Here is a 13,134-nt window from a genome sequence, read left to right as displayed (position 1 = left end):
CGTGCGAAGATCCATCGAGTAAGGCTTGCCCATCCATGCCAGCCTCCTGACCCAGCCAGCAGGTTGAATCAGATTTGCTCGCCTTAGGGAATCCCCTTTCGATTCAGACTCAATTCATCCCGCTCTAGACGTCACCGTTACGAGCCTGGAAGCAGAGCTTGAGACCGGCAATCCCTTTTCCCAGCAATATGCAGCAAAGCGACTGGGCTGGTTTGGACCAGCGGCATTACAAGCCGTTCCGGCTCTGTTTGAAGCGCTTAAGGTTGAATATCTCCGCCGGGAGGCCATCGAGGCGCTGGGAAAGATCGGGCCTCCGGCACGAGCTGCGATACCTGCGCTCGTGGCACTCCAGAATGAAGCTCTGGTTGGCATTTACGCAAAGGACGCGCTGTCCAAAATCAGAGGCAATTGATGGACCCTGGACGCGCGCCAGGGATTTCCGCTTGTGGCCCAACTCCGACCTGCTGCGATGTCCGCTCCGGAGCCGCTGTTGGGGACAAGGAGACATCAAACGCGTCCAGTCCGCCATCCCAGTTTATGAGTACACGGCCTAGGCGAACCACCAGCGTTCGGCGATCTTCTGCCCGTCCATCGGCCAGTTCGACGCCACCTCGCCATGGGCGAGAGCCGTGGTGTGGGCATCGACATAGGAGTTGAAGACTAGGTCCACCAGCCCGCCGTCGCCATGAAGCAATTGCTGCATTTCGGCATGCATGCCGGCACGCTTGGTATCGTCGGTCTCCGAGCGGGCGGCGACGAGCAGCTAATTAAAGCGCGGATTTTTCCAGAACGTTTCGTTCCACACCGCTTCCGCCGCATAGGCGACGGTGAACATCCAGTCGCACGTCGGCCGGCCGGCCCAGTAAGAGGCGAAGAACGGCTTCTTGAGCCAGACATTGTCCCAATAGCCGTCGTTGGACTCCCTGATCACATTCAGGTTGAGCCCGGCCGCCCGGGCATGCTCCTGCCACAGGAGAGCCGAGTCGGTCGCACCCGTGAACGCAGCATTCGCGACCGACAGGTCGAACTGGGTGTTCTCGGCCCCCGCCTTCTTGAGGAGGCTCTTGACCATGTCGGAGTCGTAGACGTGCTTCGGCTGCGGATCGATCGCGAACTTGACGGTCGGCGCGATCGGATTGTCGTTGCCGACGGCGCCGTAGCCGAGAACACCTTCTGCACGATCTCGTCGCGATTCAGCGAGTATTTGATCGCATTCCGCACATCGGGATTGTCGAAGGGCGCCTTCTGGACATTCATGACATAGACGTAATGGCCGTAGCCCGTCGTCTCCAAGATCGCGAGATCGGGGTTCCGCTTCAGAATGTCGAGCGTCTTCAGGTCGCAGCGATCCATGTAGTGGACCTCGCCGGTGTAGAGCGCGTTGGTGCGCGCCGTTACATCATAGATCGCCAGGCATTCAACACGGTCGAACCAGCCCTTGTCGGATTTGAAGTAGCTCGGGTTCTTGTTGAAGGTGGCGATGGCGCCGGGCTCGAATTTCTCGAGCATGTAGGGGCCGGTGCGGATGCCCGACTCCCAGTCGACGCCGCCCTCTTTCGCCGGCATGACCGGGATGTCCGACATGATGTAGGGGAAGTCGGCATTGCCGCCGTCGAGTTCGAACACCACCGTCTCGGCACCGTCGGCGACGACATTCTTGACCGGAAGCCAAGAGCGACTTCATCACCGATTTCGTGCCCTCGACGTTATGATGCCTGACAGAGGCCACGACATCGTCGGCGGTAACCGTCTTGCCATTGTGAAAGGTGGCTCCTTTCCTCAGTTTGAACACCCACTTCTTGGCGCCGTCTGACGGCTCAAAGCTCGCGGCGAGGTCGGGGACCACGTTGCCCTTGGAATCTATCTCGGTCAGGCTATTCGACAAGGTTCCGAATAGCGCGGTGCCGGTGAACTGGTTGACGTTGGTACTACCCGGGTCCAGTGAATCGGTGGCGGCGGCATCGCCGATGCCGATCTTCAAGGTGCCGCCCTTCTTGGGCTCGGCGCGCACCGTCTGGACGAACTTCGCATTGGCGGCCGTGGCGGTAAGGCCGGCGGCGAGGGCCAGCTGAACAAAGTCGCGACGCGAAACCCTGCCTTTCGCGGCAAGCTTGGCGGCCAACTTCAGTTTCGTTTCAAATTCCGTCACAGATGCTCTCTCCCTCGAACGGAAGATCATGCGAGACCCTCGGCGGCCCGACAGACTTTAGGACGATAGCACAACAGGCATTCCCGAGCTAACGAGGAACCTCCGGCAGCGCACGGTCGGACTCGTGTCCTCTCGCTTGATCCCGCGCGGACTTGGGCCTCGCCCGGGGCGGATGGATCGGTCGATATCCAGTTCGTTGGCTGCGACGGAAAGATTGCCAACCTGTATTTCGATTACACCTGGCTGGAGTTGCTGGGTCCGCCTCTATCACCCGCGCACGCAAATTTTAGATCGCACATGGTATTCTCGGAGCCGAAGCTGATGAATTGATATGAGGATGTCGAATGTCCGCTCTTCCAAAGCTGCCCTGGAATCGCTTTCGCTAATGTCCGTTTCTGGCGCTGGTCGCTCATTTCCAGTCGACAATCGAACGGCACGAAACCACCCATTTCTGCTCTTCACACGCGGTACCAAGCGTCAGGATTTCACTCTGCTTCTAGAAGATTGGCCGCGAGACCGGTGCCAAGAGACACCGTAGGCGAATGCCGACTGGCAGCGTAAACAGTCGGTTACGACCGCCTGTCGACAAGCTTATTCAAGCCGTTGAGACTTTGATTCAGGCGCTTTGCGCGCTGGCGGTGTGTCCCAGCGCGACGAAGACGGTGCGCACGATGCCGGCGGCATCAAGCCCGGCGTCGGCGTACATCTTTTCGGGCTTGGCGTGATCGACAAAAGTGTCGGGCAACACAAGCGGGCGTACCTTCAGGCCGTTTTCCAGCAGCCCTTCATGGGCCAGGAATTGCAGCACATGGCTGGCGAAGCCACCGACCGCGCCCTCTTCCACTGTTACCAGCACCTCATGCGAGCGCGCCAGCCGCCGGATCAGGTCTTCGTCGAGCGGCTTGGCGAAACGGGCATCGGCGACGGTGGTGGAAAGCCCTGCCGCGCCGAGTTCCTCGGCCGCAGCCAAGCAATCCTGCAGCCGCGTGCCGAAGGAAAGCAGCGCAACCTTGGTGCCCTCTCTGACGATACGGCCCTTGCCGATTTCGAGAACCGAGCCACGCTCCGGCAGGTCGACGCCGACGCCGTTGCCGCGCGGGTAGCGGAAGGCAATGGGGCCTTCATCATAGCTTGCCGCCGTGCGCACCATGTGGCGCAGTTCCGCCTCGTCCGCCGCGGCCATGACGACGAAACCGGGCAGCGTCGCCAAAAAAGTCGTGTCGAAGGCGCCGCAATGGGTCGCCCCGTCGGCACCGACGAAGCCGGCGCGATCGATCGGAAAGCGCACCGGCAGTTTCTGGATGGCGACGTCGTGGACGACCTGGTCGTAGGCGCGCTGCAGGAAGGTCGAATAGATCGCAGCGAAAGGTTTGAAGCCTTCCGTGGCAAGGCCGGCGGCAAAGGTCACCGCATGTTGTTCGGCGATACCGACGTCGAAGGTCCTCGACGGGAACACCTCGCCGAAGAGGTCGAGGCCGGTGCCGTTCGGCATGGCGGCGGTGATGGCGACGATGCGGTCGTCCTCTCGGGCCTCCTGGACCAGGCTTTCGGCAAAGACCTTCGTGTAGCTCGGCGCGTTGGCCGGCGCCTTGGCCTGCGCGCCGGTGATGACGTCGAATTTGTTGACGCCGTGATATTTGTCGGCGGCCGCCTCGGCCGGGCCATAGCCCTTGCCCTTCTGGGTCACGACGTGGATCAGCACCGGACCGTCGGCATTGTCGCGGACGTTCTTCAGCACCGGGATCAGGTGCTCGAGATTGTGCCCGTCGATCGGGCCGATGTGATAAAAACCCATTTCCTCGAACAGCGTGCCCCCGGTGACATAGCCGCGCGCATGCTCGACCGCCCGCTTGATGGCGCGATCGGCGCGCTCGCCGAGATAGGACGTCAGCTTCTTGCCGAAATCGCGCAAGCCCAGATAGGTCTTGCCCGATGCGAGGCGGGCCAGATAGGCGCTCATTGCGCCGGTCGGCGGAGCGATCGACATGTCGTTGTCGTTGAGGATGACGATCAGACGGGCATCGAGCGCGCCGGCATTGTTCATCGCCTCGTAGGCCATGCCGGCCGACATGGCGCCGTCGCCGATAACGGCAATGACATTGTTGCGGCCATCGGAGAGATCGCGTGCCATTGCCATGCCGAGGCCGGCGGAAATGGAGGTCGAGGAGTGGGCGGCGCCGAACGGGTCGTATTCGCTCTCGGCGCGCTGGGTGAAACCGGACAGGCCGCCCTCTTGGCGCAGCGTGCGAATACGGTCGCGGCGGCCGGTCAGGATCTTGTGCGGATAGGCCTGATGACCGACATCCCAGATCAGCCGGTCGTCTGGCGTGTTGAAGACATAGTGCAATGCGACCGTCAGTTCGACCACGCCAAGGCCAGCACCGAGATGTCCGCCGGTGTGGGACACGGCGTCGATCAACTCGGTGCGAAGCTCCGCTGCCAACTGCGGCAGATCGCGTTCGTCAAGCGTCCTGAGGTCGGCCGGTATGCGGACCTTGTCGAGAAGGGGCGTATGGAGCTTTGCGTTCACTGGTGCTAGGGCTGCTTTTTATTCACGTGCGAAATAGGCCGCTGGCCGGCGAATGTAAATGCGTGTGAGTGACGCGGCTCAGATTCAAAGTGTTAAGGTTTCCTTTGCGTGTCCAAAACCGCGCGCGGCGCTCTAATTGTCCGGCAGAGGAATGAACTCTTCTTCATCGCCAGGGACGATATCGAAGCGGCCTGTCTTCCACTCTTCTTTGGCCTGTTCGATGCGTTCCTTCGACGATGACACGAAATTCCACCAGATGTAGCGCTTGGAGCCGAGCGAGGCACCGCCGAACAGCATGAAATGGGCGCCTCCCTCAGACGACACGATGATCTCGTCGCCGGGCCGGAACACCAGCAGTCGCTCCGCCGGAAAGCGATCGCCGGTGATCGATACCTCGCCTTCCAACGTATAGATGGCGCGCTCCTCGGCATCGGCAGGGATTTTCACGCTGGCGCCGGGCGCCAGGCTGAGGTCTGCATAGAGCGTGGCGGAAGCGGTCATGACGGGAGACCGCAGCCCGGAAAAGGCGCCGATGACGACGCGCCCGCTGAGGCCTTCGCCGTCAATCTCGGGCAGGCGCATGGCCGCCGTATTCTCGAAGATCGGGTCGACCTCCTCCTTGTCGTCGGGCAGCGCCAGCCATGTCTGCAGGCCGGAAACCGACATCGGCGCGCCGCGCAACTCCTGTGGCGTACGCTCGGAATGGACGATACCGCGGCCGGCGGTCATCAAATTCACGTCACCGGGCTGGATGACCATTTCGGTGCCGAGCGAATCGCGATGCCTGATCTTGCCGTCGAACAGGTAAGTAACCGTCGACAGGCCGATATGCGGATGCGGACGAACATCGAGCGCCTGACCGGCCCGCAAGATGGCCGGGCCCATGCGGTCGAAGAAGATGAAAGGCCCAACCAGCCGCCGCTTCGCGGTCGGCAAGGCACGGCGAACCTGGAAGCCGCCAATGTCCTTGGCGTTCGGAATGACCATCAATTCGATCTGGTCGCTGGCGAAGGCATCGCCGGCCTGAGGGTCGTTTCCGGGGAAGAAGCTCATGCGGTCTTCCTCAGGCGAAGCGGAGCGCAGACCTAGCTTTCGCCTTGGCCGCCACCTCTTCGCGATTGCGCGGATGCTGTGTCGTCTCGAGGCTGTCTAGCAATTCGCGCGCCGACGCGGCTATGGCCTCGACGGCGTGATCGAACGCATGCTGGTTCTGTTTCGACGGCCGCGTCGTTCCGCTCAGCTTGCGGACAAACTGGAGTGCGGCATCGCGGACCTCGTCATTGGTTGCCGGCGGATCGAAATTGAACAGGGTCTTGATGTTTCTGCACATCGTTCGCAATCTCCTCTCGTCCTGGAGCCGTTTTCAAACGGGATGAATTTTATCGACAATCATGATCATGTCAAAAAGCCGCAAGGCGAAATTGGCGTTCGAGACCGTGCCTTACTCCGCGTCCAGCGGCTCTGTCCCCACGGGCTTGCCGTCGCGCGAAAGCCTGATCTTCTCGACCTTGTCCTCGGCCGCTTTGAGCAGCCGATCGCAATGCACCTTCAGCGCCTCGCCGCGCTCATAGATGCGGATCGACTGGTCGAGCGGCACGTCGCCGCGCTCCAGATCATCGACGATTTTCTCCAGCGCGTCGAGCGCCTGCTCGAAGCTCATTGCCTTGACGTCTTCGTTGATCTCACCAGCCATCATCTATCCTTTCATCAGTCGCCCGACATGGGCGGCGACCGAAAATGCCAATCCCTGCAGATCGTAGCCGCCCTCGAGCAGGCTGACGAGCCGGTTGTCGCTGTGGCGACCGGCGCGCTGCATCAGCTGGCCGGTTGCCCAGTCGAAATCGTCCTCGGTCAGGTTGATCTCAGCCAGCGGATCGCGGTGATGTGCGTCGAAACCGGCGGAAATTATGATGAGGTCGGGCGCGAAATTGTCGAGCGCCGGCAGGATGCGCGACAGGAAAGCGTCACGGAAAACCTCGCTGCCGGTCTGTGGCGCCAGCGGCGCGTTGACGATGTTGCCGGCGCCCGTTTCGCTCACGGCTCCAGTTCCGGGATAAAGCGGCATCTGGTGCGTCGAGCAATAGAGCACCGACGGATCGTCCCAGAAAATATCCTGCGTGCCATTGCCGTGATGCACGTCCCAGTCGACGATGGCAACGCGCTCGGCCTGGTGCTGCCTTTGCGCGTAGCGCGCCGCGATCGCCGCGGTGTTGAACAGGCAGAAGCCCATGGACGTCGTCTTATCGGCGTGATGGCCGGGCGGCCGGGCGGCGACAAAGACATTCGCGACGTTGCCTCGAAAGACATCGTCGACGGCGGCGTTGGCAGCGCCGATCGCCGTCACGGCCGCCTGCCAGCTTTTCGGGCTGGCGGTGGTGTCGGCGTCGACGCGCGCGATACCGGTATCCGGTATCGAAGCGCGGACCCGCTCGACGAATTCCTGCGGATGTGCGTAGAGGATGGTGGCCTCGTCGCCTTCCGGCGCCTCGGCACGATCAAGGGCCGCAAAGGCTTCGTCGTCGAGCACCCGTTCGATGGCGCGCAGGCGGTCCGGCCGCTCCGGATGACCGGGCGGCGTTATGTGCTCGAGAAAGATCGGATGGGTATAAAGCCTTGTGACCATGCCCCCGATATAGGCGCGCCCGGCGGCTTTGACCATGTTTTTGGCACGACCAAAGGCAGACGTTCAACAGGGTTTGGATGTTGGGTGCTGGTTGGGGGGCGCGAATTGCCTGGCGAGGTCAGCGCCCTCTCCTTGTGTTGCGTGAGTTTCGAAAAGCACCTCGGCCGATCCCATTCGGGTGGCGCACTTTGCCTTCGATGATCTTGAAACAGAGTCAGGCCAGCGATTTGTCCATTTCAGCCGGTGCTTGCGGACGGCCAATCCTGCCGCCTTGTTTGAGCAGCCCCTCCAAAAGCACGTTGAAGGCCTTCACCGCCTTTTTCGACGTCGCTTCGGGATCCTCCGAATTTGCGATCCACTGCGCGGCATGTAGCGAGGCGCCGCTGATCAACCTTGCTGCGGCTTCGGGATCAACGGCAACGATGGTTCCCTCTTCCCTCAGCTTTTGAAGGTTCTCGCTCATCGAGCGGATGCACTCATTCTGGCTCGGCCATTGCGAAGGATCGCCCAGCACCGCCGGTCCGTCACGAAGGACAATACGCTGGATCTCCGGCTCAAGCGCCATCTCGATATAAGCGGTGCACTCGTCGACAAAGCCCTGCCAGAGAGTGTCGGCCTTGGCCGAAACGATCTTCAGCCGGGCCAACATCTCCGCGTCGATCTCGGCGATGACAGCCTGAAGAAGCCCCTTCTTGTCGCCGAAGCGATGATAAAGTGCGCCGCGCGTCAGCCCGGCCGATGCGGTGAAGTCATCCATCGAGGCCTCGGCATAGCCGACACTGCCAAAGGCGTGGCGCGCCGCCGCGACCAGTTTGGCGCGGGTCTCGGCGATCATCTCCTTGCGTGGTTTGTGCCCCATTCGCTCATTCCTTCCCATACGTCTCGTATATTAATTGACATACGCGCCGTATGTCATTATCTGATTAGCATACGCCACGTATATAAGTGGCTCGGCCTCAAAAATCCAGGAGTGTTCTCATGCCCAATCCCTATCGCGAAATCTTCAAAGCAAGGGGAGCCAAGGGCTTCGCCGCAGCCGGCTTCGTTGCTCGGCTGCCGATGGCCATGGCCCCGATCGGAATCGTTGCGATGCTGTCGCAGACGCATGGCGAGTACTGGCTGGCCGGAGCCGTCTCCGCGACATATGCGCTGGCCAATGCTTTCGTCGCGCCGCAGATATCGCGACTGGTGGATCGCCTCGGCCAGGCGCGGGTTGTGGTGCCCACCACCGTCATTTCCGTGCTCGCTTTCGTGGTGCTGATTGCGGCGGCCAACCAGGACTGGCCGATATGGACACTGTTCGTATCAGCGCTGCTGGCCGCGGCAATGCCCAGCATCCCAGCGATGGTGCGGGCGCGCTGGACAGAGCTCTTCCGGGATCGCCCCGAGATGAACACCGCGTTCGCCTTCGAGTCGGCGGCGGACGAGCTGGTCTACATCTCCGGGGCGTCGCTATCGGTGGGCCTGAGCGTCGCGCTTTTCCCGGAAGCGGGAATGTTGGCGAGCACATTGTTCCTCGCCTTCGGCTCGACAGCCTTCATCCTGCAGCGTTCGACCGAGCCGCACGTGCGACCGGTCGGCCAAGGATCGCGCGGCTCGGCAATCCGCCTGCGGCCGGTCCAAATCATCACCTTCGCCCTGATCTTCATTGGCGCGACCTTCGCGACCACAGAGGTGAGCACCGTGGCGATCACCAAGGAGCTCGGCCAGCCGGGCGCTGCCAGTCTCGTTATCGGCGTCTACGCGCTCGGATCGTTCGTCGTCGGCATCGTCCTCGGCGCACTGAACCTGAAAACACCGCTGCAAATTCAGCTTGCCATCGCCGTCGCCATCATCGCGCTCACCACGCTGCCGCTGCCTGTCGCAGACACGGTGCCTCTTCTGGTGCTGGCTGTCTTCGTTAGCGGTGTGGCGATCTCGCCGACCTTCATCACGGCATTCGGCCTGATCGAGCGGCGCGTGCCGGAGGCGATGCTGATCGAGGGCGTCACCTGGGTCATGACCGGCATAGGCATCGGCATGGCGCTAGGCTCCTTCGCCGCCGGATGGGTGGTGGACGCCTTCGGTGCACAGAGCGGGTTCCTGGTGTCGGTGGCGGCGGGCGCAATCGCGCTGGTCATCGTGCTGCTCGGCATGCGCAGCCTTGCCACGGCCGATTGTGACATCTCCGCATGCGACGCAGCCGCGGTCCCTGCTGAATAGTCTCTATGCGTCCGGTCCCAAGCGGGGCCGGACGTCCTCGTTTCGAAAAACGTATACGGCTGCCCGCCTCTGGTGCGACGCCCCTAAGGGCCGAGACGGCGCAGCAAATCAACCACGGCACTGATCGGCGGCCTCCGGACCGTTGGCATACTGGTCGTCCGTCACCTGCTCCATCCAGGTGACGGCACTGCCATCGAGGGACTCCGCCACGGCCACGTGGGTCATGGAGGTCGCCTTAGAGGCGCCATGCCAGTGGCGAACATTTGGCGGGATAGTCACGACATCCCCAGGCCTCACCTCCTTGATCGGCCCGCCTTCGCTTTTGACGATCAGCGTCTGGCCAAGCGGATGCGTATGCCAGGCTGTGCGTGCGCCCGGCTCGAAGCTCACCGTCGCCCCGCCGACTCGCGCCGGCTCTTCGGCTTGAAACCGCGACTCGACCCGCACGGAGCCGGTGAAGTTTTCAGGTGATCAAGTGGCCGCGGCCTCCGGGTCGTATCTCTGCACAGTGAGCGCGCTGGCGGGGCTTTCCGCTTCCCCTGGCGCAGCGGCTTTGCGAGCCTCGAAGACCGCGCGTAGGACTGGCACCGCCGACATCGCATTGGGCCAGCCGGCATAATAGGCCAGGTGCGGCGGAACCTCGGCGACCTCGGTTCGTGTCAGGCCATTGTCCATCCCGCGGCTCGCATGGAATGGCAGTTGCTCGGCTTTGCCCGTCGCGATGAGCCCGGCGATGGTGACGAGGCTGCGGTCGCGCGCAGAGAGTTGCGGCCGCCGCCAAAGATCGCCGAAGAGCACCCGGTTTGTGTATTCCGCGAGCGCTGGAACGATCGGGCCGGTCGACGTATCGATGCTCGCAGTCGTTGCCGCCTCGGAATCTGGATCGAGTTCCAGCGGCTGCCTCGCCTCGGCCGCAACCGGCTTGATGCCGCGCGTCGAAGACCTCCTTTGTCGCGTTGACGGCGGAAATGGCGTTCGGCCAGCCGGAGTAGAAGGCGAGATGGGTGATGATCTCGCCGATCTCGCTTGGGGTGACGCCGTTATCGAGCGCCCGGCCGACATGTCCGCCCACCTGTGCAATGCGCCCCGACGCAATCAGGGCCGAGACGGTGACGATGCTGCGATCACGAGGCTTGAGCTCGTCGCGCAGCCAGACGTCGCCGAACAGAAGCTGGTCCGTGTAATCTCCGAGCCCAGGCGCCACGACATAGACATCCGGCGGTGCGATCCGGCCTGCGGGTCGCTCCTGCGCCTCGCCAACTGAGGCGGCGAGCGACGACATTACGAGGGAAGCCGCGAGTTTCTTCATGAGGAGATTCTCCATTCCTGATCCAGATTTGCATTCGATGACGAGCGCTCTTGGATGCTCGCGAGGCGCAGCAGTAGGGAAGACGATTGCTCCCCGAGAACGACAGCGACGCTCAGATCTCGGGCAAACCCGGAAGCAGCTTGTCGAGTGTGATCGGATAGTCGCGCACGCGCACGCCGGTGGCGTTGTAGATCGCATTGGCGATCGCCGCGCCGACCCCGCAGAGGCCGAGCTCGCCAACGCCTTTGGCCTTCATTGGCGACGAAATCGGATCGGTCTCGTCGAGAAAGATCACCTCCTGGTGCGGGATGTCGCCGTGGACGGGCACCTCATAGCCGGCGAGATCATGATTGACGAAGAAGCCGTGGCGCTTGTCGACCGCAAGCTCCTCCATCAGCGCCGCGCCGACGCCCATGGTCATGGCGCCGATGACCTGGCTGCGCGCCGATTTGGGATTGAGGATACGACCGGCCGCGCAAACAGCGAGCATCCGCCTCACGCGGATCTCCCCGGTTGCGGCGTCGACACCGACTTCAACGAAGTGAGCAGCAAAGGTCGATTGCTGGTATTGTTTGGCGAGGTTGCCATATTCTATCGCGTCCTCGGCGACGAGGCCTGCTTCACCTGCGGCCTCGGCGAGCGAAACGGCGCGACTGCCGAAGCGGACATTGCCATCCTCAAAGAGGGCCTCGGCAGAGTTGAATCTAAGCTTTTGCGTCACCGCCTCGCGCAGCTTGACGCACGCGGCATAAACGCCTGATGTCGAGTTGTTGGCGCCCCATTGTCCACCTGAGCCGGCCGAAACCGGGAAGATCGAGTCGCCAAGCCGTACCACCACCTTGTCGAGCGGCACACCCATCATCTCCGCCGCCGTCTGGGCGATGATCGTGTAGCTGCCGGTGCCGATATCGGTCATGTCGGTCTCGACCGTAACGGTGCCAGAATGATCGAGCCGGACGCGCGCGGCAGACGTCGTCAGAAGGTTGTTGCGAAAACCCGCGGCAACACCCGCACCAATCAGCCAGCGCCCCTCACGGACCCGGCCGGTCTTGGTGCCGCCGGTCTGGACGTCGCGCGTCTTCCAGCCAAAGCGTTCGGCGCCGATGCGCAGGCACTCGACCAGCTGGCGCTGCGAGAACCGGCGATCCGGGTTCGAAGGATCGACCTGGGTATCGTTGAGAATGCGGAATTCGATCGGATCAATATCGAGCTTTTCCGCCATCTCGTCCAACGCGATCTCCAGCGCCATCAAGCCCGGCGCTTCGCCCGGCGCACGCATCGCATTGCCTTCGGGCAGATCGAGCACGGCAAGCCGCGTGGCAGTCATGCGGTTGGCGCCGGCATAGAGCAAGCTGGTCTGCTGAACCGCATTTTCTGGCCCGCCGCCGGGCAGGTCGCCAGACCAGCTTTCATGACCGATCGCGGTGATCTTGCCGTCCGGGGTCGCGCCAATGCGGATGCGCTGGATCGTTGCCGGTCGATGCGTGGTGTTGTTGAGCATGAAAGGTCGCGCGAGCGCCACCTTCACTGGCCGCCGGGCGGCGCGTGCGCCAAGGGCTGCAAGCACCGCATCGGATCGAACGAACAGCTTGCCGCCAAAGCCGCCGCCGATGAACGGCGAGATAAGCCGGATATTCTCCTTGGGGATGCCGAGGGTCTTGGCCATGTCCCCCGTACTCCAGGCGATCATCTGGTTCGACGTCCAAAGCGTGAGCTTGTCCCCCTCCCAGGCGGCCATCGATGCATGCGGTTCCATCATCGCGTGCCCTTGATCGGGCGTGGTGTAGGTCGCATCAAGCTGGACCGGCGCACTGGCAAAGGCGCCGGCGAAATCGCCGACCGCAGTATCAGGCGTGGCCTCCGGCACGACCGCGGAATCCTTGGCGCTCGCGAGGTCGAACACGCCCTGGGCCCGGATATACTCGACGCGGAGCGACTGCGCCGCGGCGCGCGCCTGTTCGAACGTCTCGGCGACGACGAGCGCAATCGCTTGATGATAATGCTGGATGTCGGGACCGCCGAGCAGCTTGGCTGTGTTCCAGTCACCCTTGCCGAGTTTGCCGGCGTTTTCAGCCGTGACAATGGCCAGCACGCCTGGCGCGGCCTTGGCATGGGTCAGATCGATCGAGGCGATCCGGCCCTTGGCGATGGCCGAGCCGACCACATACCCATAGGCCTGGTTGGGTACGACATCGTGCCATTCATAGGCATAGGGCGCAGTGCCTGTGGTCTTGAGCGGACCGTCGATCCGGTCGGTAGGCTTGCCGACGACCTTGAGCTGGTCGATCGGGTTGGTCGTAGCGGGGGTATCGAATCTCATG

At 62.6% G+C, this 13,134-nt stretch carries 14 protein-coding genes and 3 pseudogenes; 3 read left to right on the top strand and 14 right to left on the bottom strand.

The window, feature by feature from the left end:
• Positions 1 to 67: 67 nt before the first annotated feature.
• Positions 68 to 412, top strand: a complete 345-nt coding sequence (locus NKH36_RS29660) for a HEAT repeat domain-containing protein (RefSeq protein ID WP_352965604.1) — start codon at positions 68 to 70, stop codon at positions 410 to 412.
• A gap of 138 nt (positions 413 to 550) precedes the next feature.
• On the opposite strand, the gene NKH36_RS29655 is transcribed toward NKH36_RS29660, so the two are convergent.
• Both NKH36_RS29655 and NKH36_RS29650 read right to left on the bottom strand, forming a co-directional pair.
• On the bottom strand, positions 551 to 703 hold the full coding sequence (locus NKH36_RS29655) for a hypothetical protein (RefSeq protein ID WP_352965591.1): 153 nt from the start codon (positions 701 to 703) through the stop codon (positions 551 to 553).
• Between the two features lie 60 nt (positions 704 to 763).
• Entirely contained in the window at positions 764 to 1,072 is a 309-nt protein-coding gene (locus tag NKH36_RS29650; protein WP_352965609.1) for a periplasmic substrate-binding domain-containing protein, read from the bottom strand.
• 15 nt (positions 1,073 to 1,087) lie between these two features.
• On the opposite strand from NKH36_RS29650, the gene NKH36_RS29645 reads away from it, so the two are divergent.
• The gene (locus tag NKH36_RS29645) at positions 1,088 to 1,264 is read left to right on the top strand and encodes a hypothetical protein (RefSeq protein ID WP_352965606.1); all 177 of its coding nucleotides are present in this window, start codon (positions 1,088 to 1,090) and stop codon (positions 1,262 to 1,264) included.
• Here NKH36_RS29645 and NKH36_RS29640 read toward each other — a convergent pair.
• The 8 genes and pseudogenes from NKH36_RS29640 to NKH36_RS29605 form a co-directional block, all read right to left on the bottom strand.
• Positions 1,195 to 1,626: pseudogene (locus tag NKH36_RS29640) on the bottom strand (ABC transporter substrate-binding protein); the annotation flags it as partial. The gene NKH36_RS29645 and the pseudogene NKH36_RS29640 overlap by 70 nt on opposite strands.
• Positions 1,627 to 1,681: 55 nt before the next feature.
• Positions 1,682 to 2,179 (bottom strand): annotated as a pseudogene (locus tag NKH36_RS29635) (ABC transporter substrate-binding protein); the annotation flags it as partial.
• A 586-nt stretch (positions 2,180 to 2,765) separates the two neighbouring features.
• The gene (gene dxs, locus NKH36_RS29630) at positions 2,766 to 4,679 is read right to left on the bottom strand and encodes a 1-deoxy-D-xylulose-5-phosphate synthase (RefSeq protein ID WP_352965589.1); all 1,914 of its coding nucleotides are present in this window, start codon (positions 4,677 to 4,679) and stop codon (positions 2,766 to 2,768) included.
• Positions 4,680 to 4,811: 132 nt separating this feature from the next.
• A complete protein-coding gene (locus NKH36_RS29625; protein ID WP_352965587.1) occupies positions 4,812 to 5,732 on the bottom strand; it encodes a pirin family protein in 921 nt (306 codons plus the stop codon).
• A 10-nt stretch (positions 5,733 to 5,742) separates the two neighbouring features.
• Entirely contained in the window at positions 5,743 to 6,009 is a 267-nt protein-coding gene (locus NKH36_RS29620) for a DUF2277 domain-containing protein (RefSeq protein WP_126039692.1), read from the bottom strand.
• A gap of 111 nt (positions 6,010 to 6,120) precedes the next feature.
• Entirely contained in the window at positions 6,121 to 6,372 is a 252-nt protein-coding gene (locus tag NKH36_RS29615; protein ID WP_352965601.1) for an exodeoxyribonuclease VII small subunit, read from the bottom strand.
• A gap of 3 nt (positions 6,373 to 6,375) precedes the next feature.
• Positions 6,376 to 7,302: a histone deacetylase family protein gene (locus NKH36_RS29610; protein WP_352965598.1), complete on the bottom strand. Its 927-nt coding sequence runs from the start codon at positions 7,300 to 7,302 to the stop codon at positions 6,376 to 6,378.
• Between the two features lie 214 nt (positions 7,303 to 7,516).
• On the bottom strand, positions 7,517 to 8,161 hold the full coding sequence (locus tag NKH36_RS29605; protein ID WP_352965585.1) for a TetR/AcrR family transcriptional regulator: 645 nt from the start codon (positions 8,159 to 8,161) through the stop codon (positions 7,517 to 7,519).
• A 119-nt stretch (positions 8,162 to 8,280) separates the two neighbouring features.
• Here NKH36_RS29605 and NKH36_RS29600 point away from each other — a divergent pair, with 119 nt between their 5' ends.
• Positions 8,281 to 9,504 carry an MFS transporter gene (locus NKH36_RS29600; protein WP_352965582.1) on the top strand — a complete coding sequence of 408 codons (1,224 nt, stop codon included), beginning with the start codon at positions 8,281 to 8,283 and terminating at the stop codon, positions 9,502 to 9,504.
• 108 nt (positions 9,505 to 9,612) lie between these two features.
• Here NKH36_RS29600 and NKH36_RS29595 read toward each other — a convergent pair whose 3' ends face one another.
• The 4 genes and pseudogenes from NKH36_RS29595 to paoC all read right to left on the bottom strand — a co-directional run bounded on the left by NKH36_RS29595 (position 9,613) and on the right by paoC (position 13,133).
• Entirely contained in the window at positions 9,613 to 9,951 is a 339-nt protein-coding gene (locus NKH36_RS29595) for a cupin domain-containing protein (RefSeq protein WP_502912140.1), read from the bottom strand.
• 24 nt (positions 9,952 to 9,975) lie between these two features.
• Complete coding sequence (locus NKH36_RS29590; RefSeq protein ID WP_352965577.1) at positions 9,976 to 10,302, bottom strand: carboxymuconolactone decarboxylase family protein; 327 nt, start codon at positions 10,300 to 10,302, stop codon at positions 9,976 to 9,978.
• Positions 10,303 to 10,507: 205 nt separating this feature from the next.
• A pseudogene (locus tag NKH36_RS29585) lies at positions 10,508 to 10,786 on the bottom strand (carboxymuconolactone decarboxylase family protein); the annotation flags it as partial.
• A gap of 139 nt (positions 10,787 to 10,925) precedes the next feature.
• Positions 10,926 to 13,133, bottom strand: a complete 2,208-nt coding sequence (gene paoC, locus NKH36_RS29580; protein ID WP_352965575.1) for an aldehyde oxidoreductase molybdenum-binding subunit PaoC — start codon at positions 13,131 to 13,133, stop codon at positions 10,926 to 10,928.
• Position 13,134: the final 1 nt, after the last annotated feature.

This window comes from Mesorhizobium sp. M1312 (assembly GCF_040318115.1).
Taxonomy (GTDB): domain Bacteria; phylum Pseudomonadota; class Alphaproteobacteria; order Rhizobiales; family Rhizobiaceae; genus Mesorhizobium.
This window is presented reverse-complemented; position numbering and strand designations above follow the sequence as displayed.